Genomic DNA, 23145 nt, shown 5'->3' on the forward strand with positions numbered 1-23145 from the left:
CTTGGTCGCAGGGCGCCCAATGAATGATGGCTTTGCCCGCGCAGAAGGCGCCGTGGCTGACGCGTGTCCCACGCATCTCATAGGCATTGGTCCGGACGAGGAGTTTGCCATCGCCAAGCAGTTGACGAGCGGTCCGGTCACCTGGCTTGGCAGTGTTGAAAATTTCGAGACATTTCTGGGCCGACCACCGCTTACCTCTCCCTACGTCGTTCTTCTTGATGGTCTCCCATTGCCGCAATTAATCGCCACACTCGATCAGAATGCCGATTTTATTAGGAAAAAGCCGATCATTCTGCAGATCGCCGCACCACCCGTCCGCCTGGTGGTGGAGATCATGCAGCGCGGGGTCCGCGACGTGATTCAAAAGCCCTATACGCTGGCGCGGTTGCGATCAGCCCTGGAGGAGCTTTGCGGCGTGCGTGGTCGCTGGCCTCCGTGATCTGACAGAATCTGTGACATTTCTGCGTGCCTGGACAGCCATGCACGCAATCAAGGCACAATCACCGTCAGAACCGTGACACGCCTGAATACATTGATATCCGCATAGACCCATCAGGCAGAGGAAGACCAGATGACCGTAGCCGAGCAATCGCAGACGCCTTTCGATCTTATCGGTGGAGCAATGATCGTTCGCCAGATTACCGATCACTTCTACGACCTGATGGAAGCTGACCCCGCCTACGCACAATTGCGCGATCTTCACGCTGAGGACCTCGCATCCATGCGCGTGTCTCTTGCCGGCTTCCTCAACGCCTGGTTGGGCGGCCCGCGCGATTGGTTCGTCGAACATCCGGGCGTCTGCATGATGTCCGCGCATGCACGTTTGCCCATCACGCGGGAAACGGCAGACCAGTGGGCGGATGCCATGCGCCGCGCGATCACGGCATCGCCAGTAGAGCCCGTGATCGCCGGCAAGATGGCCGAAGCGCTCAGCACCATGGCGCAAAGCATGGCTCGGAACCCGGGACAAGCGATGTGACCTGCTTCATCGATCATGAACGTGCGGTCGCGGACGCCGCCCATGACAGCCGCAACTGGAACTTGCGATGCGCTTGAAGCGAATATCGGCTGCCCTGATTGCCGTCGCGGTTGTCAGCGGAGCAATCGCGACCGGACAGGCCAGGCCTGCAAAGAAAAGCAACCGAACCGAAATGGCGGTCCAGCGGCAGGGACTGGCGTTCGCCCAAAAGCATTGCTCGATCTGTCATGCGATCGATACCGGAATCTCGCCCAAGCCGGAGGCGCCATCGTTCGAGGCGATCATCAACACTCCCGGACTGACCGCTCAAACCCTCAACCCGTGGCTCCAGGATTCGCATAATTTTCCCGAGATCATGAACTTCGAAATCGCGCCGGAACAAATCGATACGCTTGCAGCTTACATGCTGACTCTCAAAAATGCCGATTACCGGCCTCCGATCCAATAATCTCCGGTGGGATTTGTCACGGGCAGTAAGATGATCGGTCGGTGTCCGCAGAGGGTTACGTCGATTGGCAGCGTAGCCAAATCATAGCGCTCAACTTGGCTTCGGCTTGAATACGGAAGGACATAGCTATGCTCACGCAACTGATAGACGGGAAGGATATCATCGCCCTGTCGGTAGGCGGACGGATCGAAAAGGACGAAATGGAACTCGCCTTCCGGCTGCTGGACGAAGCGTTCGCGCGCGACGGCAAGGTCCATATCTTCGTTGAAGTGCTGGGCCTCGAATCCATTGCGCCCGATGCGCTGCTTTTCGACCTTCGCCATGTCTTTCATTATCTGGTGCGGCTCAAGCAGTTCGGCCGGATTGCCATCGTCACGGATCAGTCCTGGGTCCGCATTGCGTCACGCATCGAAAGCGCGCTGCTGCCTTACGTGTCTTACGAGGTCTATCCGGTCGCCCAGCGTGACCGCGCGCTCGCCTGGGTGAAGGGCGAGGTCGACACGCCGCACCCTCAGGCTGTCCGCCGCATTCCTGGCGACGACGATATCCAGGCGTTCGAGGTAGACGGCCGGATTACGGCGGATGAGCTCGATGGCCTGTACGCCCATCTTTTCGAGGTCGCCCAGTCGGATTCGCCGCTGAAAATACTGGTGCGGATGAAGCGCTATGACGGCTTCGAACCGGCAATCCTGGTCGATCCGAAAACTGTCGAACGCAAGTTCTCCCTGCTGCATCGAGTGTCACGCTATGCGATCGTCGGCGGACCGGATTGGTTGACGACTCTGGTGAAACTTTTCGATCCTCTGTTCAAGATCGAGTTGCGCCATTTCCCATTGGACAGCGAGGATGCGGCGCGGGCCTGGCTGTCCGAGGACGGTGACGAGGGCCAATAGGCTTGGCCGCGAAGAACTGGCGGTGAGGGTTACGATGCGGTGACAGACAGCCGATGACGCCCGGCTCACGATCCCGACCGCAGAACCGCCAGCGTATGATCGGCAATCATCCGTTCCTCGTCGGTCGGAATGACAAGGACTTTCACGCGGCTGCCCCTGCCGGAGATGCAAAGGGCATTGGCGGCATTCGCATCATCATCGATGGACAGCCCCAGCCAGCCGAGCCGCTCGCAAATACGCCTGCGGATCTCCGCGTGGTTCTCGCCGATCCCCGCCGTGAAAACGATGCCGTCAACGCCGCCGAGCGATGCGGCGAGCGCGCCGAACTCACGGACAGCGCGCCAGATGAAAAGCTCGACAGCCTCCTGGGCCTGCCTATCCGGGTCGGCCGTCAGGACACGCATGTCGCTGGATATGCCTGAAACGCCAAGCAGACCGGATTTCCGGTAGAGCAGATCGTCGATCTCATCCGGCCTCATGCCCAGTTGCGTCTGGAGGTGAAGCACGACGCCCGGGTCGAGCGTACCACAGCGCGTTCCCATCATCAGGCCATCGAGGGTCGAGAACCCCATGGTGGTGTCAATGCTCTTGCCGTCCCGCATCGCGCACAGGCTCGCGCCGTTGCCGAGATGCGCGGCGATCACGCGTCCGCCGGCAAGCTCTCTGTCGATGGTTCGCAGCTGTCCGGCGATATATTCGTAGGACAGCCCATGAAATCCATAGCGGCGGATTCCCTGCTCATGCAGCGTGCGGGGGAGCGCGAGCCGCGCGGCGACCTCGGGCTTGTCGTGGTGAAACGCGGTATCGAAACAGGCGATCTGGGGAAGGTCTGGCGCCATGACTGCAATTGCGTGGATCGCGGCCAGATTGTGCGGCTGATGGAGCGGTGCGAGCGGGCAAAGCGCGTCGAGTTCGTCGAGAAGGCCCGCATCGACGCGCCGCGGCGTAGCGAAACGCATCCCGCCATGAACGACGCGGTGCCCGATCGCGATCACTTCCCGGCCTTCGAGGTGATCGATGGCCCAATCGAACAGATCCTTGAGGAGTTCCGCGTGCGTCAGGCCAGCGCCCTGTTTCCATGTGCGCTCGGCAAGGATACTGCCATCGACCCGGCGCGCGACCAGTGACGGTGCGATCCCGATCTTCTCGATCTTGCCGCCGGCCGAATGCTCCGGGTGGCCCGCGTCATCCAGGGTGAAGAACGCAAACTTGATGCTCGACGAGCCCGAATTGAGACTGACGACCGCCTTCATGCGGAAGCCTGTGGAAGCCCGGGCGCTGCTTTCGGGGCGGCGCGCGCGAGCAGCGCCGCAATCGCGCAGGACGCAAGGCGCGTCCGTTCGCTGTCCGCGCGGCTGGTGAGGATGATGGGCACCCGCGCGCCGAGAACGACACCGGCGGCGTCGGCGCCGCCGAGGAAGGTGAGCTGCTTGGCGAGCATATTGCCGGCTTCGAGATTGGGAACGACCAGAACTTCAGCCTTCCCGGCGACCGGCGAGACGATCCCTTTCTCCCGGGCCGCGGCCTCGCTGATCGCGTTGTCGAAGGCGAGGGGACCGTCGAGGATGCCGCCGCTGATCTGGCCCCGGTCGGCCATCTTGCAAAGAGCGGCCGCGTCGAGCGTCGAGGGCAGGTCGGGATTGACCGTCTCGACCGCGGAGAGGATGGCGACCTTGGGCGCGGCGATGCCGATGACATGCGCGAGGTCGATCGCGTTGCGAATGATGTCGGCTTTGTCCTTCAGGGTCGGCGTTATGTTGATGGCCGCATCGGTGATGATGAGCGGTGTCGGATGCCCCGGCACGTCCATCACATAGGCATGACTGATCCGCCGCTCGGTCCTGAGACCGGTTGCGGCTGACACAACCGCGCCCATGAGTTCGTCGGTATGCAGCGAGCCTTTCATCAGCAGCTTCGCATCGCCAGCCCGCACGAGTGCGACGGCCTTCGCGGCAGCATCATGGCTGTGATCGGCAGGCACAAGGCGGAAGCCGGAAATGTCTCTTCCCGCTTCCTCGGCAGCGGCGCGGATGCGTTTTTCCGGGCCGACGAGAATCGGCGCGATCAGGCGCGCTTCGGCGGCATCCACCGCCGCCGCGATCGCCACCGCGCTGCACGGATGCGCGACCGCGGTGGCGATGGGCTCTCCGTCCTGCGTCTGTTCGATCAAACGCCGGTATCCGTCATGTGTCGCTACCCGCACGTCGGGGAGCGCCAGGCGCGGGCGACGCACTTTTTCGCATGGCGCGCGGACCTCGGCCTGCCCGGTGATGACGGTCTCACCCTTCTGGTTCACGCAGCGGCAGTCGAGGACGAGGACGCAGCCCTCGGGCTTCTTTTCCGTCACCGTGACGGATGCGGTGATCACGTCACCGATGCCCACCGGACGGATGAAGCGCAGCGATTGGCCGAGATAGATCGTCCCCGGCCCGGGCAACTCGGTCCCGAGCACCGCGGAGATGAGGCCGCCGCCCCACATGCCATGGGCGATGATCCGCTGAAAGAAATCCGTCTGCGCAAAATCGGCATCGAGATGCGCCGGGTTCACGTCGCCCGAGACAAGCGCGAACAGTTGGATATCCTTCTCCGACAAGGTTCGCGACACGCTCGCCGTGTCGCCGATCCGGATCTCTTCAAACGTCCGGTTCTCGATGAACGCGTCGTCGGTCATTCGCTTATTTCTCCAGGACATATAGGCCGGGCGCGTCGGCAAGGGGCGTGAAGCCCTTGTCGGGCGCGCCCATGGCCGGGGGCGCGCTCAGCGTTCCCGAGCGAGCCGTGAGCCAGGCGCCCCACTCGGTCCACCAGGACCCCGTCTTGTCCTCCGTTCGTTCCAGCCACGCCTCGGGATCATAGGATGGTCCGCACGCCTCACGCGTCATCACACGATAGGAGCGGCCCTTGTGACCCGGTTCGGAAACGATCCCGGCGTTATGCCCGCCGCTGGTGAGCACGAAAGTAATCTCCGCGCCGGTCAGCAGGTGAATCTTGTGAACCGAACGCCATGGAGCGACGTGGTCGCGCTCGGTGCCGACCACGAACATGGGTTTATCGATCGCCGACAGCGTGATCGTGCGGTCATCGACCTTGTATTTCCCTTCGGCCAGATCGTCGTTCAGGAACAGGCGGTTCAGATATTCGCTGTGCATGCGATAGGGCATGCGCGTTGCGTCGGCGTTCCAGGCCATAAGGTCGCTCATCGGTTCACGTTCACCCATGAGGTAAGTGCCGAGCACGCGCGACCAGACGAGATCGTTCGACCGCAGGATCTGAAACGCGCCACCCATCTGCGCGCCGTCGAGATAGCCGCGGCCCCACATCATGTTGTCGAGTATGTTGAGTTGGGCTTCGTCGATAAACAGGCCGAGTTCGCCCGGTTCGCTGAACTCGGTCTGGGCCGCCAGCAGGGTGACGCTGGCGAGCCGCTCGTCACCGTCTCGTGCCATTGCTGCCGCGGCGATCGACAGCAGCGTGCCACCAAGACAGTAGCCGGCGGCGTGCACCTTCTGACCGCCCGTGATCGTGTCGATCGCGTCCAGCGCGGCCATCGGCCCAAGCCGGCGATAGGCTTCGAGATCGAGGTCGCGATCCTGTTTTCCGGGATTACGCCAGGAGATCATGAAGACGGTGAAGCCCTGACCTGTCAGCCAGCGCACCAGCGAATTCTCGGGCGAGAGGTCGAGGATATAGTATTTCATGATCCAGGCGGGGATGACCAGGATCGGTTCGGGCCGCACTGTCTCCGTCGTGGGCTCATACTGGATGAGTTCGATGAGCGCGTTGCGATAGACGACTTTCCCTTTGGCGGTCGCGACTTTCTCGCCCACCGGGAAGTCCTCCGCGCCCACGGGCGGCTCGCCGCGCGCCAGGCGCTGCATGTCCTCCATGAGGTTGCGGAAGCCATCGACGACGCACCGCCCGCCGGTTTCGACGATCTTGCGCTGCAGGACCGGATTGGTGGCAAGGAAATTGGTTGGCGCGAAGACATCGAGGATTTGCCGGGCCGCGAACTCGGCGATGTCTTCGTGGTGCCTGCTCACCCCGCCGATCCCGGTGGTCGCGGCGTGCCACCACTGCTGGTTCAGCAAGAAAGCCTGGACAATCAGATTGAAGGGCGGCTCCTTCCATGCCGGATCGGTGAACCGGCGGTCCTGGGGCAGAGGTTCGATCGCGGGGGCGGCAGCAGGATCGCTGAGGCTTCGTCCGATATAATCGGACAAGCGCCAGCATTTTCTTGCGGCCTTGGCGCCCAGTTGCAATTGCTTGCCGGGGGCGCTGGCGAGGTGCAACATCCAGTCGGTTGCCGCGAGGACCATCGTCACCGGCGATAGCCCGTGCGTCAGCTGCGCGATGCCAACCGCAGCCGCACGATCGAGGGTCTGGCTGATGCCGTCGAGCGGGTCGGCGGCAACATGCTGTATGTCATTCATCATCAACCTGCCGCGCGTGGGTCATGCTTTAGCCTGTTGTGCACCTATCCGATCGGCAGCGGCCGACCGATACGTATACATCCCAATTCTTCGCATGGAACCAATCAGGGTAAAGAGACTGCGTTTCCGTGGGAGAGGGCCTGCATATGATCGCAACCGATGGTTGCGGCCCGATGACAGGCGGGTCTCGCGGATATCATGATGAAAAGGATCCAACGATGACATTCCCACTCGATCAGGTCGTGGCCATCGCCGGCGCCAACCGTCAACTCGCGCTGAGGTTCTTTGACATCGCCCGCACGACCGGGGCGCGGCAGGCCGCGATCGGGGCGCATGCGCTGGGCGCCTTCTTCGAGCCGGGAAAATTTTCCGAAGTTGCTCAGGAGGTGGAGCAGAACCGTTTGGCTCTCGCCACCGACACAAAGGCGGCGTTCGAAGAATGGCAGGAGACCGCCGGGGATCTCTTCTCGCCGGAAAGCGAGACGGCGCAGTTGTCCGTCGCCTTTGAGCCTCTGCGCGCCTTCTTCCTGTCGCCGCTCCAGGCCTTCGCCAATACTGCCGCCGGCGCTGCTGCTGTGCCGGCTGCGAACAATGTCGAGACCAATGCCTGAGCCGAAAGGGACACGAACCGTCATTTTCCGAGTGCGCGGGACGCGGGAAAACCTTTGTCATGAAAAGGACCGTCGCCCTCAGGAGTGAACCTGACCAGCAACGGAACCTATACGAGACCGATCGTCAGGTTGCAGGACTTCAGTGATGATCAGGATTTGAAAGCGGAAGGACCAAGGGCATGAAAGCGAGCGACATCATGACACTCGGGGCGGCCACCGTCACCCCAGAAAGTTCCCTGGCGGAAGCAATCCGATGCATGGGTAACCACAACATCAGCGCGTTGCCGGTGGTGGATCGGGACGGCGAACTTCATGGCCTCATTTCCGAAGGCGATTTCTTCCGGAAGGCAACGGATTCGTTTCGGCTGGACTCGTTGTTCGATGCTGGGCGGGAAGTCCGCAGGGATGCACTGGATTCAACGCGGGTTGGAGAGCTCATGTCGACCGAGCTGGTGACGGTCGACGGCGATGTTTCGCTCACCGATGCGATCGGCCTGATGGAGCGGCACGGCGTCAAGCGACTGCCGGTGATTTCGAACGGCAAGCTGGTCGGACTCATCAGCCGGGCCGACATTCTCCGGACCCTTCTGGACGAATGACGGATTGATCAAGCTGTACTCCTCATGAGCCTAAGCGAGCAATGGTGTAAGATGGATCCGGTGGATGGGCCATCACCGTTGTCACTTCACTGCAGGCGGCGAGCTGCGGATTCGGTTACGTAAACTTCCCAAGCCCATTGAGTTCAACGCTCGGCTATCCTCCCGATCGCGTCGCCAGCAAAGGATTCGTCAGCCTGGCTGACCATGCTGCGGAATTGCGCTCGTAAGCGCAACGACGCGCCCGATGGTGCCGGAAGCGTATCGTCCTTTCCGCATGGACCAACATCGAAGATGAGGTGATCGTATGTCCGATATCCCGTCCTTCACCGAGGTGGTGACCCGATCGGGGCTGAGCCTGTCCTTGCGGCCGGTCACGCGCGACGACGGACCTTTGCTCAGAGATTTTTTCGACAAGGTCACCCTCGAAGATCTGCGCTTCCGTTTCCTCACGGCAATGCTCAGGGTCTCCGACGACCAGATCGCCTCCATGATCGATGTCGACCACAAGCAGACGGAGGATTTCCTGGCCTTCGTCGATGACGGGGCGCTAGTTGGATCAGCCATGATCGCGATCGAACCAGCGGGGGAGCGTGCTGAAGTCGCGATCGCGGTTCGCGCGGACTACAAGCATCAAGGCGTAGGCTGGACGCTTCTCAACCGCGCCGCGGATCATGCGAAGACGCGGGGCTGCCGCACGCTGGAGGCTGTCGAAAGCCGGCTGAACCAGAAGGCGATCGAAGTGGAGCGGGATTCAGGTTTCACGGTGAAGGCCTATCCGGATGATGCCACCCTCGTCATTGTATCAAAGCAGCTTCAATGATGGACTGATTATGGCACCTTCGAAAGGATGCCTTACGATGACGGATATGTGGGCGATGGAACTCGGCGCGGTGGGCGGTCCGCTTCGACTTGTCGCCCGCGCGCTTCCAGACCCGGGACCAGGGGAACTGCTGGTCAAGGTGACCGCCTGCGGTGTCTGCCGGACTGACCTCCATATTGTCGACGGTGAAGTGACCGCCGAGCTTCCGATTATCCCGGGCCATGAGATTGTCGGGATCGTCGCCGCGTTGGGAGAAGGGGTGGCCGGCTTCCTGCCGGGTGACCGGGTGGGCGTTCCGTGGCTGGGGCATAGCTGCGGGCGCTGTGACTATTGCCGCTCCGGGCGTGAGAATCTGTGCGACACGCCCGGCTTTACCGGATGTACGCGAGACGGAGGCTATGCGACCCATGCCGTTGCCGACGCTCATTTCTGCTTTCATATCCCCGACATCTATTCGGATGAAGAGGCGGCACCATTGCTTTGCGCGGGCCTGATCGGCTGGCGTTCGCTGCGTGCCGCCGGCGATGGGCGATGTCTCGGGCTTTATGGTTTTGGTGCCGCGGCGCATATCATCGCGCAGATCGCCATCTGGCAGGGCAGGCAGGTCTACGCCTTCACCAAAGCGGGCGATAGCGAAGGCCAGGACTTTGCGCGGTCGCTTGGCTGCATGTGGGCTGGATCATCGGACGAACCGGCCCCTGCGGAGCTCGATGCCGCGATCATCTTCGCGCCGGTCGGCGCGCTGGTCCCTGCGGCGCTCCGCGCTACCCGCAAGGGCGGGCGGGTCATCTGCGCCGGCATCCACATGAGCGACATTCCTGCGTTCCCCTACGCCGATCTCTGGGGCGAACGTACGATCGCCTCGGTTGCAAATCTCACCCGCGACGACGGGACGAGTTTTTTCAAGGTTGTACAAAAGGCTCGGGTTAAGTCGGTCACGACCGCTTTCCCCCTCGTCGACGCCAACATTGCCCTTGAGCGCCTTCGCGCAGGGGCGTTGGTCGGCGCGGCCGTTCTCCTCCCCGGAGAACCGGGAGATTATCAACGCCAGGAACGATTCTAGCACAGTTCGCGGTCTGGCCGGCGTCTGGGCGGCCCTTGGTAATGTTACGGAGTGCGACGCCGATCGTTCGGAACGATGATGCGACCATGAGCAAGAACACATCGATCAGGGACGTGCTCGCCGTTGTCGACGGCACAGCTTCCTCGCTGACAGGGGTCGATCAGGCGGTCGCTTATGCGGGTCTCTATGACGCGGCGCTGACGATCGTCGTCGTGACCGAAAACCTCGCCTGGGCGGCAGCAGTCGATCCGATGGCCTATGCCACAGCCATGGAGGTGTCGGACGCCCAACGCAAAGAGCATGTCGCGGCGGTTCGCAAGCGTGCGGAAGGCGCGCCGGTTCACGTCGAGGTTCACGCGCTGTTCGAAGCACCCGGCCTTCTCCCCGGCCTTGCCAAGGAGGAAGGGCAGCATGCCGATATCGCCCTCATCCCCGGACTTGGTGGCTGGCAGAGCGATGGTCTGCGCCGCCACATCACCGAGGCGCTCATGTTCGCGGGCGTGCCGACAATGGTGATGCCGGGGACCTGGAAGCCGGCGCCCATCACCCATGCCGCGCTTGGATGGAACGCGTCGCTTGAAGCTTTTCGGGCTGCACGGGCGATCCTCGATCTGGCCGAACCTGGCGCGGCGGTCGATGTCGTCATCGTAGATGCACTTGACGGCTATAAATCCGACCAGCCCGTGCCGGGAGTTCAGATCGCCCGCCATCTCACCCGCCATGGCCACAATGCTGCCGTGCACGCCATTGCTTCAGCGGAGCATGGAACGTCAGATGCTCTGCAGAACTTCGCGTTCGAGCAGCGCGCTGACGTGCTCGTCATCGGGGGCTATGGGCGCTCGCGAGCCGTGGAATTTGTGCTGGGCGGCGTGACGCGCGAACTCCTCGCGCGCCAGCGATTGCCGATTGTCTTCGTACACTGACGATCGGCAATCGTGAAAGATTGCGAATGGAGGATGCCATGAAAGCCCTGGTTTATCACGGTCCTGGCCAGAAAAGCCTCGACGAACGCCCCAAGCCCGACCTGCAGGCGCCGACCGACGCGATTGTGCGGGTCACGAAAACGACGATTTGCGGCACTGACCTGCACATTCTCAAGGGCGATGTCACCACTTGCGAGCCGGGCCGGATTCTCGGCCATGAAGGTGTCGGGATCGTCGAAAAGGTGGGCACTGCGGTGGGCAGCTTCAAGGCTGGTGATCATGTCCTGATCTCCTGCATCACCTCCTGCGCGCGCTGCGAATATTGCCGTCGCGGGATGTATTCGCACTGTGCCGACGGCGGGTGGATCCTGGGCAATACCATCGACGGGACGCAGGCGGAATTCGTCCGCATTCCTCATGCCGACAACAGCCTCCATCCGATACCCGCCGGAGCGGACGAGGAAGCGCTCGTCATGCTCAGCGACATCCTGCCCACCGGCTATGAATGCGGGGTTCTCAACGGGAAGGTCGCGCCGGGAAGCAGCGTGGCGATCGTAGGTGCTGGTCCGATCGGGCTTGCGACCCTGCTCACCGCGCAGTTCTACGCGCCGGCCCGCATCATCATGATCGATCTCGACGACAACCGTCTTGCTGTCGCGCGCCGGTTCGGCGCCACGCATACGTTCAACAGCTCGCGAGAAGATGTCGTGAACCTGGTTCGCGACCTGACGGAAGGCAAGGGAGTCGATGCCGCGATCGAGGCGGTTGGGGTGCCTGCGACCTTCGGTCTGTGCGAGGAACTCGTTGCGCCGGGCGGGGTGATTGCCAATGTCGGCGTGCACGGCACGAAAGTCGACCTCCATCTGGAACAGCTCTGGTCGCGCAACGTCACGATCACGACGCGTCTTGTCGATACGGTCAGCACGCCGATGCTTCTCAAGACGGTTGAAGCAAAGCGGTTGCAGCCGGAGCAACTCGTTACCCACCGTTTTGCGCTCGATGATATCCTGGGCGCCTATGAGACTTTCTCGAACGCGGCCGTTTCCCAAGCCTTGAAGGTGGTCATCGCCACGTGAAGGAGGTTTCTACGGGCGGCGGCTCCGCTCCGTTGCAGGCGCAACATGTTCTCGATGTCCCAGGCCAGGTCGAGCCGTCCTTCGCGCGCGCGCGCCGTTTGCGCCTTCACACGCATCATGAGCTGGTCGCCGTCATGCGGAGCGACAGCCCGGTCTGTCATGCTGAAGGCCTTGCTGCGCACACCCAGATTTATATCCGCAATAGTGGCCGGCCGATCGCCGCAACGCTCTTCCAGGTCGATGGCGAGTTCCTCGCGGGAGACGAGATCGGTCTCTCTGAAGCCGCCTGGCAAGCGCTTGGTGTCGACGAAGGGACCATCGTCCAGGTCGGCCATGCGCCACCACTCGAATCGATCACCTGTGTCCGCCAGCGTATCTATGGGCACAGACTGAATGCCGCCGCCCTGCGGAGCATCGTTGAAGATGTTGTCGCCGGCCGCTATTCGGATGTGCATCTTGCCGCTTTCCTTACCGCGACGGCAGCGCTGCCTTTTGACGAGGACGAGACCTACTCTCTCACCAAGGCCATGGTCGACGCCGGCGACCGTTTGCGCTGGCCGAGCGAGATCGTCGTCGACAAGCATAGTGTCGGGGGTCTTCCCGGCAACCGGACCACGCCGATCATTGTCGCCATCGCAGCGGCTTGCGGCCTCACCATGCCCAAGACATCGTCGCGCGCGATTACGTCCCCGGCCGGGACCGCCGATACCATGGAGACGCTCACCCGGGTCGACCTTGACCTCGAGGCCATGCAACGCGTGGTGGCCTCCGAAGGCGGATGCCTTGCCTGGGGCGGGGCGGTACGCCTGAGCCCTGCCGATGACATCTTCATCGGCGTGGAGCGCGCGCTCGACATCGACACCGAAGGACAATTGATCGCTTCGGTCCTGTCGAAGAAGATTGCGGCGGGAGCTACCCATGTCGTGCTCGACATCCCTGTCGGACCAACCGCCAAGGTTCGCAGCGCAGACGCCGCCGAACGTCTTGCCGCGACGCTGACCACCGTCGCTGGCCGGTTCGGCCTTATCACGCGCTGTGTCCAGACCGATGGAACACAGCCGGTCGGCAGGGCTATCGGCCCCGCGCTCGAGGCGCGCGATGTCCTCGCCGTTCTAACGGGAGACCCGGACGCGCCCATGGATCTGCGCGATCGCGTCTGCATTCTTGCGGGCGTCATCCTCGAAATCGGCGAGGTGGCTTTGGCAGGGACGGGACGGGCGCTCGCCGAACAGACGCTGGCCGATGGCAGCGCCTGGAAGAAATTCCAGCGCATATGCGACGCTCAGGGCGGAATGCGAACGCCGCCCACGGCCAGGCTGACCCACCCGATCGTGGCAAGCCATAGTGGCCGCGTCACGCACATCGACAATCGCCGGATTGCCCGTCTGGCAAAGCTTGCCGGCGCTCCGGACGTACCGGCAGCGGGCATGCGCCTGCATGTCAGCCTCGGCGACGATATTATCGCCGGCCAACCTCTGCTGACCCTTCATGCCCAGTCGCGGGGTGAGATGGCCTACGCCCTGACCTACGCCGCTTCCAATTCGGACATGATCGTGATCGTGCCATGACAATGATGCTGTTTCCGATGCCCGGGAACGAGCGCATGACCAACGCCATCGCCGAGCGCGTCGGATGCTCGGTCGGGAAGCTTGCGTTGCGCCGTTTCCCGGATGGCGAGAGCTATATTCGCCTCCATTCGGCCGTTGCCGGGCGCGACGCCGCGGTGGTGTGTACGCTCGCACGCCCCGATGACCAGTTTCTGCAGTTGCTCTTCGCAGCGCGGCTGCTGCGCGAGAGCGGTGCGCGATCCGTCCAACTCGTGGCGCCCTATCTTGCCTATATGCGGCAGGATCGCCGTTTCCATGACGGCGAAGCGCTAACCTCGCGCCAGTTCGCCCAGCTGCTCTCTTCCGAATTTGACGGGCTCGTCACGGTTGATCCTCATCTGCACCGGTACGGCAATCTGCAGGAGATCTATTCGATCGAAACCGAGGCGCTCGCCGCGTCGCCGCTTCTGGCGGAATGGATCCGCGATAATGTCGAGGCGCCGCTCATCATAGGCCCCGACAGCGAGAGCGAGCAATGGGCGGGCGCCATAGCCGGGCATATCGGTGCGCCGCACGTTGTGTTCACGAAGACGCGCCGGGGCGACCGCGATGTCATCATTGCGGCAGCGAACCTCTCGGCCTGGAAGGGACGAACGCCGGTCCTCGTCGATGATGTCATCTCATCGGGCCATACCCTTGCGAACGCCGCGCGGGAAATCCGCGAGCAGGGGTTCCCCGCGCCGATCTGCCTCGCGGTCCATGGCCTCTTTGCATCTGATGCCGAAGCGATGCTCCGGGATCTCGGCTGCCGCCTGGTGACGACCGACAGCATCCCGCATTCCAGCAATGCGATCGCGCTTGCGGCGATACTCGGTAACGCGCTGGCAGGCCAGGTCGCGACCATCGATGCGAAGCGATTACGTAATACACCCAAATGAACCGAACGGTGGCGCTGGGTAGAAAGTTTCTACAAGCTGGAGGAAAATATGGCCATCAAGGATGTCCTCGCGGTTGTGGATACCGGTGACAGGGACGAACAGTTCTTACGAGACGCTCTTGGCTTCGCCGAGTTTCACAACGCCAGCCTTTCCGTGGTTATTCTCTCGGCGCTTCCATCGGCTGATTACGCCCTGACGATTGCGCGGCCCTACGCCTTCCTGCAGGACTACACCGAAGCGGTGGAGGCCAAGCAGCAGCGCATCGCCACGCTCGCAGGTTCCACCAATGTCGAGGTCCGCACGATTTCGGACCAACCCTCGGTGATCTTCGTCAAGACGGCGGTCTATGCCCGCTATGCCGACGTTATTCTCTTCGGGCCGGCCAACAGCTATGATCACCCACCGATCCGTCGCGAAACGGCCGAGAGCATCCTGTTTTCATCGGGACGCCCCGTCCTGATCGTTCCGGGCGAGTACAAGGCACGAGCGATCGAACATATCGCGATCGGTTGGAACGCCACTCGGGAAGCGACGCATGCCCTGCGCGACGCGACGGCATTTGCTTCCCCAGGGGCCAAGATCGACATCCTCGTTCTCGACGCGAAACCAACGGTGAAGGGTCACGGATCGGAGCCAGGCGCCGACATCGCCCGTCATCTCGCCCGGCATCGCTTTGTCTCGAGAGTGGTGCCGGTCCGCGGCGGCCTTGAGGCAGAGGGCGACGCGCTCGTGACGGCCGCCCGCCACGGTGGCGCGGCCATGCTTGCGCTTGGCGCCTACGGACATTCGCGTCTACGGGAAATGATCCTTGGCGGCGTCACCCGCGACCTGCTTGGTGGCGCACCGCTCCCCCTGCTATTTTCACACTAGGAGCGGCGCTCCACTTTCGCAGTTCCGGGAGGCGCCCTTGCTATGGCCGCGGCACTGGGATGAATCATGCTAATCCTGATCGCAAACCGGCACCTGTGACACTTTACCAGCTGGTAAAGTGTCACAGCCGACAAATGTTACTTGGGGTCAATGGAGGGATTCACTTTTCGTTCTACCTGTGCATGATTCTCGCATGCTCCAGACCCGCCTCACATCTGATCGTGATGCCAGGCCGCTCGATATGCCCGGTCTCGTCGAACTGCTTTCGAAAAGCTCCTCGCGGCCTCGCTACGCCTACATGATCCTTGATCTGATTGCGAAGATCGCTGGGCCCAATGGCAGCGCCGGCCCGCTTGTCATCGACGGTGGGAGCGCCATCCCCATCCGGGAGTGGTTGTGTGACGCCCTCGTCCCGATGGGCAGCAGCTACCCGCGCAGGATGGCTCTGGCCAATCGTGTTCGCCAGGAGATGGAGGCGGCGGGAACCCTACCCCAGAACCCCGCAGACGCCGAACGCGAAATCGATGCGGAAGTTCGGACGCGGGTTCGCGCATCCGGCAAGACGAACGTGAGCCGCGCGGTATCCGACCTCGTGCGTGCAGGAATCCTGCACAGGCATTATCAGGGCTACCGCGTCGATCACCACAATCGAGGCGGTCAACGCCAAGCGGTCTACACGCTTTCGCCGACCGCTCGAAAACTTCTCCGGGCAGGTGAGGTCCGGCCATCTCCTCCGCAGCAACGGCAAGGCTCGCTCGCCTTCGGCTGAACAGGGCAGTGGCCGGGCCGGCTTAGGGGTTGAGTTTGTCTTTCAGGGCCTTCGCGGCCGAAAAGCCAAGCTTCCGCGATGCCTTGATGGTCATGGGCTCGCCAGTGGCCGGGTTCCGGCCTTCCCGTGCGGGGCTGTCCTTGACCTTGAACTTGCCGAACCCGTTGAGCGCAATCTCCTCGCCCTTGGCCGCAGCCTCGCCAATCCCTGCGAACACCGCATCGACGATCTTGCGCGCGTCAGCCTTGGTGATCCCCTGTTCGGCGGCGATCTTTTCGGCAAGATCAGTGTTGTTCATGGACTTGGCCTTCCTGTGTTGAAATGCGGTCGTAGTTATGGTCGCTCCTAGCGGGCCCGGCATCGCGCGTCATCCGCGCAAATCCCATGCCGACCCAATTCGCATCCAGAAGCATCCCGTGGGGCCCGTTCGCGACGCAGCTAGCCGATTCCTGGGCTGCTTTGACATCAAGCCCGGTAGCCTTCGCGATCAGGCGCGTCATCAAACGGCCACCATGCGCCTGCAAACGGAGGATTGCCAGACGGCGGTTCATGAGGGGTTGCATAGCCTTTGCGGACGATACGCACTTGTCTAATCCAAACTTACTTATCGGCCGAGGACGGTGACGGCGCTACGGATATAACCGGATTGCGAACCACCCGGCCCCTCCAGCTAGGTGACCCCGATTGTGGATCGAACTGGAGGGCATCGGAGCGCAGCTCAGGAACATAAAGAAGCGACGTCAGAACCGTGCTTCCCTGTGCCCAATTCCCATAGCCTGAACCTATCTGAAGGAAGCTTGATGTCGGCGCCCGTCGATTTGGAAGAAATGCGCTGGCATGCGTTACCGAGCAATGAGATCGCCAGGATCCTCGACGTGGAACTGGCCGGCCTCTCAGCTCAGGACGTCAACCGGCAAGCTGCCCGTTTCGGTCCCAATACGCTGCCCAAGGCATCCCGGCGCAATCCGCTGCTGCGCTTTCTGGCCCAGTTCAACAATACCCTGATCTACGTCCTGCTCGCCGGCGCGCTCGCAGCCGCGCTGCTCGACCATATGATCGATGCCGCGGTCATCGTGGCCGTCGTCATCGTGAATGCGATCATCGGTTATATTCAGGAAGGGAAGGCCGAACAGGCGCTCGAAGCGATCCAGCAGATGATCGCGCCGAAAGCGAGTGTCATCCGGGAAGGCGTCCGGCAGACCATCCCGGTTTCCGACATCGTCCCGGGCGACCTTGTTCTCATCGAAGCGGGCGACCGTGTCCCGGCCGATCTCAGGCTTCTCCACGCCCGCCGCCTCCTGATCGACGAGGCTCTGCTGACCGGGGAGTCGGTCGCGGCCGAAAAGCATGATGCGGTGCTGCCCGAGGAAACGGTTCTTGCAGACCGGCAGAATATGGCGTTCTCCGGCACTCTGGTCGCCGCCGGGCAAGCGAACGGCATCGTCGTGGCGACAGGCGTGCATACGCAGATCGGACGGATCAGCACGCTGATCCAGTCGGTCGAGGTGATGGCGACGCCCCTCCTGACGCAGATCGACCAGTTTGCCCGCCGCTTCACCTGGTTCGTGCTGGCAGGGGGGGTGGCGCTGTTCGCTTTCGCTGTCCTCGTGCGGAGCTACGACTGGGTCGATGCCCTGATCGCCGTCGTCGCCCTGGCCGTGGGCATCGTGCCGGAAGGTCTGCCCGCGGTCATCACCATCACCCTTGCCATCGGCGTGCGCCGGATGGCGGCTCGCAATGCCGTCATCCGCAAGCTTCCGGCCGTCGAAGCACTCGGCGCCACGTCCGTGATCTGCTCGGATAAGACGGGTACACTGACGCGCAACGAAATGACGGCCCGCCGGATCATCACGGCGCGATGCACCATGCTCGCCAGCGGCTCAGGCTATGTCCCGGAGGGCCATATCCAGATTGCGGGCGTCGGCGACCAGGCCGAGGCCATGGCCGCTTCCATGCCGCTGATCCGCTGCGGCCTCCTGTGCAACGATGCGTCGCTGCGCAAAGTCGGCGAGGAATGGCGCGTCGAAGGCGATCCCATGGAGGGAGCGCTGTTCGCCCTGGCCATGAAGGCGGCCGTCGATCCGGAACTGGAGCGCTCCGAATGGGAACGGCTCGACGAAATTCCATTCGATGCCGCGCACCGCTTCATGGCGACGCTCTGCCGCGGACCTGACGGAACGATGATCCTCTTCGTCAAGGGCGCGCCCGAAGCCCTCTTCGCAATGACCTTGCCCGAAGACATCGGCTATTGGGAGAATGCCATCTCTGACGCTGGAAACGAGGGCGAGCGCGTCCTCGCATTTGGCGCGAAGGAGATGCCATCGGATACAGTGCGGATCTCGTTCGACGACGTCATGGCGGGCGTCCAGCTGCTCGGACTTGTCGGCTTCATCGATCCACCGCGCCTTGAAGCGAAGGAGGCGATCGCCGAGTGCCGCTCCGCCGGGATCGACGTCAAGATGATCACCGGCGACCATGCCGCAACCGCACTCGCCATCGCGCGCCAGCTCGATCTCGCCGACGATCCGCAGGTGATGACCGGCCTGGATGTCGAGAAGCTTTCGGATGGGGACCTCGAAGGGGTCGTCAACCGCGTCTCGGTCTTCGCCCGGACCAGCCCAGAGCACAAGCTTCGCATCGTTCGCGCTCTGCAGGCGCAAGGCCAGATTGTCGCCATGACCGGCGACGGCGTCAACGATGCGCCGTCGCTCAAGCAGGCCGATGTCGGCGTAGCCATGGGCATCAAGGGGACCGAGGCGTCGAAGGAAGCCGCCTCCATGGTGCTCCTCGACGACAATTTCGCATCGATCGTCAGCGCCGTGCGCGAGGGCCGGACCGTCTACGATAACATCAGAAAGGTCATTTCCTGGGAAATCCCCACGAACGGCGGTGAGACGCTGGCGGTCGTCCTAGCGATCCTGCTGGGCTTCGCCCTGCCGATGTCGGCAACCCAGATCCTGTGGGTCAATCTCATCCTCGCCGCGACCCTTGGCCTGGTGCTCGCCTTCGAGCCGACCGAGCCAGGTGCGATGCAGCGCCGCCCGCGCGAGCGGGGCGCGCCTCTCCTTTCACCCTTCCTCCTCTGGCGCGTCGTGCTGGTGTCGGTGCTGTTCGCCGCGGTCACGCTCGGCATCTTCTTCTACACGCTCGATCAGGGGCGCGGCCTCGAAGTTGCGCGCACGATGGTCGTCAACATGTTCATCGTCGCGGAGATCTTCTACCTCTTCAATGTCCGCTATCTGCATACAACGTCTCTGACCTGGCGCGGCGCCATCGGAACCCCCGCCGTACTGATCGCGATCACGATCCTCGTTCTTGGCCAGGCGCTCTTCACCTACGCCCCGTTCATGCATGCGATCTTCCACTCGCGGCCGCTCACCGTCGCCGACCTTGCGCTGCTCGTGATTGCCGGCGTGGCCCTCATGCTCCTGCTCGAGGTCGAAAAGCACGTCATGCGGCGACTGGGCTGGTTCAAGGAACTCAATACCTAGGAGGATGAAATATGACCGAGGGCACTTTCCCCAGGCGCATGGCCTTGGCCACCGACCTTAGCCATCGCTGCGACCGCGCGCTCGACCGTGCCCTGCTCGTCGCCAGGGCGTGGCAGGCCGAACTCACCGTCATTCACGCACTCGCTCCGCCTGAGACTATGACCCTGTTCGGGAGCCTGCGCGATCTGCCGTCCTGGCGGCGGCCGCCCGACCCGGTCCGCAAGGCCCGCGACCGCATCTACAGGGATCTGGTGCGCGAGGATCCGCACGTCGACATCGCCGTCCATGTCGAAACCGGCTCGCCGGCCGAGGTCGTCCTCGAGGCAGCCCGGGAATCCCATGCCGAACTGATCGTCACCGGCGTCGCCCGCGACGAACTGCTGGCGCGGATGTTTCTTGGCGACACGGTCGACCAGCTGATCCGCAAGTCTCCTGTCCCGGTCCTCATTGTTCGCGACCGCGCCTTCGAACCTTATCACACCATGCTCGTCGCGACGGATTTTTCGGAATCCTCCCGCGTTGCGCTCGAAACAGCCATCCGGTTTTTCCCGGATACAGGCCTCTCGCTTTTTCACGCTTATGACGTGCCCTTTGCCGGCTATCTTGGCCGCGCAGAGGTCGAAAAGCAGTTCGAAGGATATGGCAAGGACGCGGCCGACAAGTTCCTGGCCGAAGCCGGGCTCACGCCCGACGCCGCCCGCAAGGTCAGCCACATGATTGAACATGGCGTGCCCGAGGCGCTGTTGCGGGACTATGCCGAGAACTCCCGGCGCCATCTCACTGTGGTGGGCACCCATGGCGGCGGCATGGTCTATGAAACCCTGATCGGCAGCACGGCGCGCAAGATCATCGATGCGGTGCCCGGCGACGTGCTTCTCGTACCCGATCCCGCCAAGCGCAAGGCAGACTGATCTTCGATGACTCATGCGATCGTCTGGATTAGCGTCGGGCTTGCCGCGTTGATCGCCGGCGCCGAACTGCTCGTAAGAGGCGGCGCGGCACTGGCAGCGCGCCTTGGCATTTCCCCCCTGCTGATCGGTCTTACCGTGGTTGCGCTTGGAACGAGCACGCCGGAGCTGGCCGTCGGCATCGAGGCCGCCATTCAGGGCAACGGCTCACTTGCGATCGGGAACATCGCCGGCACCAATACCGTCAACATCCTCCTTATCCTTGGCCTGAGCGCTGCGCTGCAACCGCTGGCGATCCAGATGCAGACCCTGCGTCTAGAGCTCCCCGCGATCGTCATTGCCGCGGCCACGCTGCTCGCCTTTGCTTGGGACGGCACGCTGTCGCGGCTGGAGGGCCTCGTGCTCGTCACCATGGGCGTGATATTCACGCTGGCGGTCATCCGCGCGGCCCGGCGAGAGAGCCTTAAGGTCAAGCTGGAGTTCGCCCGTGAGTTCGGGCCCCGGCGCCTCGCCAACCGTCAGGCGGCGACCGAGATGCTGATGCTCGCGATTGGTCTCGTCATCATCGTTGTCGGCGCCGACTGGCTCGTCGAAGGTGCTGTCGATCTCGCACGTCTCTGGAATGTATCGGACGCCTTCATCGGCCTGACGATCGTTGCCATCGGTACCTCGGCACCCGAACTCGTGACCACGATCATATCGACGATCCGGGGTGAGCGTGACATCGCGATCGGCAATCTGATCGGCAGTAGCGTCTACAATATCCTCGTGATTCTTGGGGTGACCTGCCTCATTCCGGCCGATGGTATCGATGTCAGCAGCCATCTCATCCGCATCGACATACCGGTCATGCTGGGAGTAGCGCTGCTCTGCATTCCGATTTTCGTCAGCAGCCGCAAGATTTCGCGGTTCGAGGGCGGCCTCTTCGTGAGCGCTTACGCAGCCTATCTCAGTTACCTGATCATACAGCGCACATGACATCCACCGCACCCAGCAAGTGAAGATTTTGATCAACCGAGAAGGAGGGAAACATGCTGAAAGACCTCGTCGCAATCGTCGACAATGGGGAGGAGGCCCGCGGCTTCATCAAGGACGCAACGGCGTTCGCCGCCGCACAGGAGGCGCATCTCGCAATATCCTTGATGATGGACATTTTCGACAATGCCGCTGTGCTGCCACCCTTTGACTATTACCCGGTGATCCTGGATCGCATCGATGACGAAGCGAAGCGCCGCACGGAATCGGTGAAGGCCGCGGTGGAAGGCGCGCCGATCCCGGTCGAGATCCGTCCGGTCGCCGACACCCTTGCCTATCTCGGGGGAGCGTCACGTGTTGAAGGGCGCTATGCCGACCTCCTGCTGATCGGTGGCGCTTCCGCCTTCGAAAATCGGAAACTGCGCCGCCGGAGCCTGCAGGCCGCCGTTACCGGATCGGGCGGACCCGTCCTGGTCCTGCCCGACCATGCAAAGCTGGAGCGCGTGGGGCGCGCCGTTCTGGGCTGGGATGCATCGAGCGAGGCGCGTCGCGCCGCGCGGGACCTTATTGACGTCGCGGATCCGGGCGCCGTCATCGACGTCGTCTGCGTGGATCCGGAACCCACCGCGGAAGGCCACGGACCCGCACCCGGCTCGGATATTGCCCGCCACCTTGCGCGCCATGGATTCAAGGTCGACGTTCATGTGATCGCTTCAGCCGGCCGGCGCATCTCCGTGGCTCTTCAGGACTTCGCGAGAGATACCGGGGCGAATCTTCTCGCCATCGGCGCCTTCGCCCATTCGCGGGTGCGCGACATCCTGCTGGGCGGCGTCACGCGCGACCTGATCGACGACGTCAGCCTTCCCGTCCTGATGTCGCGCTGAGGGCGGGCGGCGCAAAGCGTCCTTCTGGCCAAGGAGGGGGCGGCGGTGATGCGCTGGCTCCCTCCAAATTCCGGATTATCCAGCTTCCCTGTGCTGGCGCTGCATATCTCATCATTCCATGGGCGCGAAACACTGCGCCATGGCCGCGTCATCCGACGAAGGCTTGCGGCATGGGTTGAGGTCATGAAGGAACGCGATGATGTCCGTCACCTCCTGCGGCGTCAGGATAAAACGCGGCATATCACGGTGACCGACCTCAAGACCATTCAGGAACGCCGGTTGCAAAGCATCGACCGGATATTGCCTGTAGAGATTTCGCAACGGCGGTGCGAGCCGGTTGGGGCTCGCATTGGTTTCGCCGATGGAATGACAACTCGCGCATCGCCGCTCCGCCAGGTCGTGACCTCGAGACACCTCTCCCGCGCTCCCGGCAGCCGCAAAGGTGGCGGCCCCCGTCAGCAACAGGCTGATTGCAATGGCTTCCTTCCACATGCTGAATCTACCCAGAAAGACAAGAACCTTGAAAAATCCCGATCCTGCCGCTCTTCAACCAAGGCGCGGGTGGGGTTCGGTCTCCCGCTCCCCTCGTTCGCCTCTTCACAAGGCGCATGTGGAAGAAGGCCGGACGCAGCGCGACCGGCTCCTCTCGACCGATCAGGCTGGCTGTGAAAGCGCTTCGGCGATCTGGTCCTTGATCGCCAGACGGCGCTTGCGGAGCTCGGTTTCACGATCCTGCGACGTCGGCTGAACGTTCGTTTCGACCACATGAATCTCGTCGTTCACTTCATCATAGGCGGCGAGCAGCTGCGCAAAGATCGGGTCCGAAACTTTCAGCGCGTGGATCTTGTCCATCTGGTCCGGGAACTCTTCGCCCAAGGTATGCGGTGTATTCGACATGTCTTACTCCGTTGGTTTCCACGC

25 protein-coding genes are annotated in these 23145 nt (G+C 62.7%); 18 read left to right on the forward strand and 7 right to left on the reverse strand.

The window, feature by feature from the left end; genetic code table 11:
- Positions 1-19 precede the first annotated feature (19 nt).
- The 4 genes from L3X40_RS00130 (at position 20) to L3X40_RS00145 (ending at position 2320) form a co-directional block, all read left to right on the forward strand.
- On the forward strand, positions 20-439 hold the full coding sequence (locus tag L3X40_RS00130; RefSeq protein WP_065846094.1) for a hypothetical protein: 420 nt from the start codon (positions 20-22) through the stop codon (positions 437-439).
- 132 nt (positions 440-571) lie between these two features.
- Positions 572-979 carry a group II truncated hemoglobin gene (locus tag L3X40_RS00135; protein WP_237363750.1) on the forward strand — a complete coding sequence of 136 codons (408 nt, stop codon included), beginning with the start codon at positions 572-574 and terminating at the stop codon, positions 977-979.
- Positions 980-1046: 67 nt separating this feature from the next.
- Positions 1047-1427 (forward strand): hypothetical protein, encoded by a 381-nt coding sequence (locus L3X40_RS00140; RefSeq protein WP_237363752.1) that lies wholly within the window; start codon positions 1047-1049, stop codon positions 1425-1427.
- A gap of 128 nt (positions 1428-1555) precedes the next feature.
- Positions 1556-2320, forward strand: coding sequence for a SpoIIAA family protein (locus L3X40_RS00145; RefSeq protein WP_237363754.1), 765 nt, complete (start codon positions 1556-1558; stop codon positions 2318-2320).
- A 65-nt stretch (positions 2321-2385) separates the two neighbouring features.
- Here the strand turns inward: L3X40_RS00145 and L3X40_RS00150 are convergent, their stop codons facing one another.
- The 3 genes from L3X40_RS00150 to L3X40_RS00160 are packed head-to-tail and all read right to left on the reverse strand — an operon-like array spanning position 2386 to position 6753.
- Positions 2386-3573, reverse strand: coding sequence for an acetate/propionate family kinase (locus L3X40_RS00150; protein WP_237363755.1), 1188 nt, complete (start codon positions 3571-3573; stop codon positions 2386-2388).
- Positions 3570-4991, reverse strand: coding sequence for a bifunctional enoyl-CoA hydratase/phosphate acetyltransferase (locus L3X40_RS00155; protein WP_092958583.1), 1422 nt, complete (start codon positions 4989-4991; stop codon positions 3570-3572). Before L3X40_RS00155 ends, L3X40_RS00150 begins: the two co-directional genes overlap by 4 nt.
- A 4-nt stretch (positions 4992-4995) precedes the next feature.
- A complete protein-coding gene (locus L3X40_RS00160; RefSeq protein ID WP_067105096.1) occupies positions 4996-6753 on the reverse strand; it encodes a PHA/PHB synthase family protein in 1758 nt (585 codons plus the stop codon).
- 215 nt (positions 6754-6968) lie between these two features.
- Here L3X40_RS00160 and L3X40_RS00165 point away from each other — a divergent pair, with 215 nt between their 5' ends.
- The 10 genes from L3X40_RS00165 to L3X40_RS00210 all read left to right on the forward strand — a co-directional run bounded on the left by L3X40_RS00165 (position 6969) and on the right by L3X40_RS00210 (position 15966).
- Positions 6969-7361 (forward strand): hypothetical protein, encoded by a 393-nt coding sequence (locus L3X40_RS00165; protein ID WP_139181308.1) that lies wholly within the window; start codon positions 6969-6971, stop codon positions 7359-7361.
- 179 nt (positions 7362-7540) lie between these two features.
- Positions 7541-7960, forward strand: a complete 420-nt coding sequence (locus tag L3X40_RS00170) for a CBS domain-containing protein (protein ID WP_067105094.1) — start codon at positions 7541-7543, stop codon at positions 7958-7960.
- A gap of 304 nt (positions 7961-8264) precedes the next feature.
- Complete coding sequence (locus L3X40_RS00175; protein WP_092958579.1) at positions 8265-8780, forward strand: GNAT family N-acetyltransferase; 516 nt, start codon at positions 8265-8267, stop codon at positions 8778-8780.
- A gap of 37 nt (positions 8781-8817) precedes the next feature.
- On the forward strand, positions 8818-9843 hold the full coding sequence (locus L3X40_RS00180) for a zinc-dependent alcohol dehydrogenase family protein (RefSeq protein ID WP_092958577.1): 1026 nt from the start codon (positions 8818-8820) through the stop codon (positions 9841-9843).
- An 86-nt stretch (positions 9844-9929) separates the two neighbouring features.
- On the forward strand, positions 9930-10766 hold the full coding sequence (locus tag L3X40_RS00185; RefSeq protein WP_175485344.1) for a universal stress protein: 837 nt from the start codon (positions 9930-9932) through the stop codon (positions 10764-10766).
- A gap of 38 nt (positions 10767-10804) precedes the next feature.
- On the forward strand, positions 10805-11842 hold the full coding sequence (locus L3X40_RS00190) for a zinc-dependent alcohol dehydrogenase family protein (protein ID WP_092958623.1): 1038 nt from the start codon (positions 10805-10807) through the stop codon (positions 11840-11842).
- 98 nt (positions 11843-11940) lie between these two features.
- Complete coding sequence (locus L3X40_RS00195; RefSeq protein WP_092958621.1) at positions 11941-13410, forward strand: thymidine phosphorylase family protein; 1470 nt, start codon at positions 11941-11943, stop codon at positions 13408-13410.
- Between the two features lie 5 nt (positions 13411-13415).
- Entirely contained in the window at positions 13416-14327 is a 912-nt protein-coding gene (locus L3X40_RS00200; protein WP_272907902.1) for a ribose-phosphate pyrophosphokinase, read from the forward strand.
- 48 nt (positions 14328-14375) lie between these two features.
- Complete coding sequence (locus L3X40_RS00205) at positions 14376-15197, forward strand: universal stress protein (RefSeq protein ID WP_092958571.1); 822 nt, start codon at positions 14376-14378, stop codon at positions 15195-15197.
- A gap of 193 nt (positions 15198-15390) precedes the next feature.
- Positions 15391-15966 carry a hypothetical protein gene (locus L3X40_RS00210; RefSeq protein WP_175485343.1) on the forward strand — a complete coding sequence of 192 codons (576 nt, stop codon included), beginning with the start codon at positions 15391-15393 and terminating at the stop codon, positions 15964-15966.
- Between the two features lie 22 nt (positions 15967-15988).
- Here L3X40_RS00210 and L3X40_RS00215 read toward each other — a convergent pair whose 3' ends face one another.
- Both L3X40_RS00215 and L3X40_RS00220 read right to left on the reverse strand, forming a co-directional pair.
- Positions 15989-16264 (reverse strand): HU family DNA-binding protein, encoded by a 276-nt coding sequence (locus L3X40_RS00215; protein ID WP_092958568.1) that lies wholly within the window; start codon positions 16262-16264, stop codon positions 15989-15991.
- Complete coding sequence (locus L3X40_RS00220; protein WP_092958566.1) at positions 16251-16517, reverse strand: hypothetical protein; 267 nt, start codon at positions 16515-16517, stop codon at positions 16251-16253. The genes L3X40_RS00215 and L3X40_RS00220 overlap by 14 nt, the downstream gene beginning before the upstream one ends.
- A gap of 249 nt (positions 16518-16766) precedes the next feature.
- On the opposite strand from L3X40_RS00220, the gene L3X40_RS00225 reads away from it, so the two are divergent.
- Genes L3X40_RS00225 through L3X40_RS00240 form a run of 4 tightly spaced genes read left to right on the forward strand, consistent with a single transcriptional unit; the run spans position 16767 to position 22224 of the window.
- The gene (locus L3X40_RS00225) at positions 16767-19457 is read left to right on the forward strand and encodes an HAD-IC family P-type ATPase (protein ID WP_092958564.1); all 2691 of its coding nucleotides are present in this window, start codon (positions 16767-16769) and stop codon (positions 19455-19457) included.
- A gap of 11 nt (positions 19458-19468) precedes the next feature.
- Entirely contained in the window at positions 19469-20368 is a 900-nt protein-coding gene (locus L3X40_RS00230; protein WP_237363757.1) for a universal stress protein, read from the forward strand.
- Between the two features lie 6 nt (positions 20369-20374).
- Positions 20375-21343: a calcium/sodium antiporter gene (locus tag L3X40_RS00235; RefSeq protein WP_092958560.1), complete on the forward strand. Its 969-nt coding sequence runs from the start codon at positions 20375-20377 to the stop codon at positions 21341-21343.
- A gap of 53 nt (positions 21344-21396) precedes the next feature.
- On the forward strand, positions 21397-22224 hold the full coding sequence (locus L3X40_RS00240) for a universal stress protein (RefSeq protein ID WP_092958558.1): 828 nt from the start codon (positions 21397-21399) through the stop codon (positions 22222-22224).
- Between the two features lie 111 nt (positions 22225-22335).
- On the opposite strand, the gene L3X40_RS00245 is transcribed toward L3X40_RS00240, so the two are convergent.
- Positions 22336-22716, reverse strand: a complete 381-nt coding sequence (locus L3X40_RS00245; RefSeq protein ID WP_092958556.1) for a c-type cytochrome — start codon at positions 22714-22716, stop codon at positions 22336-22338.
- Between the two features lie 162 nt (positions 22717-22878).
- Positions 22879-23121, reverse strand: a complete 243-nt coding sequence (locus tag L3X40_RS00250) for a YdcH family protein (protein ID WP_065846066.1) — start codon at positions 23119-23121, stop codon at positions 22879-22881.
- Positions 23122-23145: the final 24 nt, after the last annotated feature.

It is taken from the genome of Rhizorhapis sp. SPR117 (assembly GCF_021742065.1).

Excerpts from the sequence above, each read along its gene's own strand:
- L3X40_RS00220 (WP_092958566.1), bottom strand. The coding sequence starts at position 16,517 with ATGAACCGCCGTCTGGCAATCCTCCGTTTGCAGGCGCATGGTGGCCGT.
- L3X40_RS00165 (WP_139181308.1), top strand. The coding sequence starts at position 6,969 with ATGACATTCCCACTCGATCAGGTCGTGGCCATCGCCGGCGCCAACCGT.
- L3X40_RS00160 (WP_067105096.1), bottom strand. The coding sequence starts at position 6,753 with ATGATGAATGACATACAGCATGTTGCCGCCGACCCGCTCGACGGCATC.
- L3X40_RS00155 (WP_092958583.1), bottom strand. The coding sequence starts at position 4,991 with ATGACCGACGACGCGTTCATCGAGAACCGGACGTTTGAAGAGATCCGG.
- L3X40_RS00250 (WP_065846066.1), bottom strand. The coding sequence starts at position 23,121 with ATGTCGAATACACCGCATACCTTGGGCGAAGAGTTCCCGGACCAGATG.
- L3X40_RS00190 (WP_092958623.1), top strand. The coding sequence starts at position 10,805 with ATGAAAGCCCTGGTTTATCACGGTCCTGGCCAGAAAAGCCTCGACGAA.
- L3X40_RS00205 (WP_092958571.1), top strand. The coding sequence starts at position 14,376 with ATGGCCATCAAGGATGTCCTCGCGGTTGTGGATACCGGTGACAGGGAC.
- L3X40_RS00240 (WP_092958558.1), top strand. The coding sequence starts at position 21,397 with ATGCTGAAAGACCTCGTCGCAATCGTCGACAATGGGGAGGAGGCCCGC.
- L3X40_RS00235 (WP_092958560.1), top strand. The coding sequence starts at position 20,375 with ATGACTCATGCGATCGTCTGGATTAGCGTCGGGCTTGCCGCGTTGATC.
- L3X40_RS00145 (WP_237363754.1), top strand. The coding sequence starts at position 1,556 with ATGCTCACGCAACTGATAGACGGGAAGGATATCATCGCCCTGTCGGTA.
- L3X40_RS00230 (WP_237363757.1), top strand. The coding sequence starts at position 19,469 with ATGACCGAGGGCACTTTCCCCAGGCGCATGGCCTTGGCCACCGACCTT.
- L3X40_RS00245 (WP_092958556.1), bottom strand. The coding sequence starts at position 22,716 with ATGTGGAAGGAAGCCATTGCAATCAGCCTGTTGCTGACGGGGGCCGCC.
- L3X40_RS00200 (WP_272907902.1), top strand. The coding sequence starts at position 13,416 with ATGCTGTTTCCGATGCCCGGGAACGAGCGCATGACCAACGCCATCGCC.
- L3X40_RS00185 (WP_175485344.1), top strand. The coding sequence starts at position 9,930 with ATGAGCAAGAACACATCGATCAGGGACGTGCTCGCCGTTGTCGACGGC.
- L3X40_RS00170 (WP_067105094.1), top strand. The coding sequence starts at position 7,541 with ATGAAAGCGAGCGACATCATGACACTCGGGGCGGCCACCGTCACCCCA.
- L3X40_RS00215 (WP_092958568.1), bottom strand. The coding sequence starts at position 16,264 with ATGAACAACACTGATCTTGCCGAAAAGATCGCCGCCGAACAGGGGATC.
- L3X40_RS00180 (WP_092958577.1), top strand. The coding sequence starts at position 8,818 with ATGACGGATATGTGGGCGATGGAACTCGGCGCGGTGGGCGGTCCGCTT.
- L3X40_RS00210 (WP_175485343.1), top strand. The coding sequence starts at position 15,391 with ATGCTCCAGACCCGCCTCACATCTGATCGTGATGCCAGGCCGCTCGAT.
- L3X40_RS00135 (WP_237363750.1), top strand. The coding sequence starts at position 572 with ATGACCGTAGCCGAGCAATCGCAGACGCCTTTCGATCTTATCGGTGGA.
- L3X40_RS00225 (WP_092958564.1), top strand. The coding sequence starts at position 16,767 with ATGTCGGCGCCCGTCGATTTGGAAGAAATGCGCTGGCATGCGTTACCG.
- L3X40_RS00150 (WP_237363755.1), bottom strand. The coding sequence starts at position 3,573 with ATGAAGGCGGTCGTCAGTCTCAATTCGGGCTCGTCGAGCATCAAGTTT.
- L3X40_RS00140 (WP_237363752.1), top strand. The coding sequence starts at position 1,047 with ATGCGCTTGAAGCGAATATCGGCTGCCCTGATTGCCGTCGCGGTTGTC.
- L3X40_RS00130 (WP_065846094.1), top strand. The coding sequence starts at position 20 with ATGAATGATGGCTTTGCCCGCGCAGAAGGCGCCGTGGCTGACGCGTGT.
- L3X40_RS00175 (WP_092958579.1), top strand. The coding sequence starts at position 8,265 with ATGTCCGATATCCCGTCCTTCACCGAGGTGGTGACCCGATCGGGGCTG.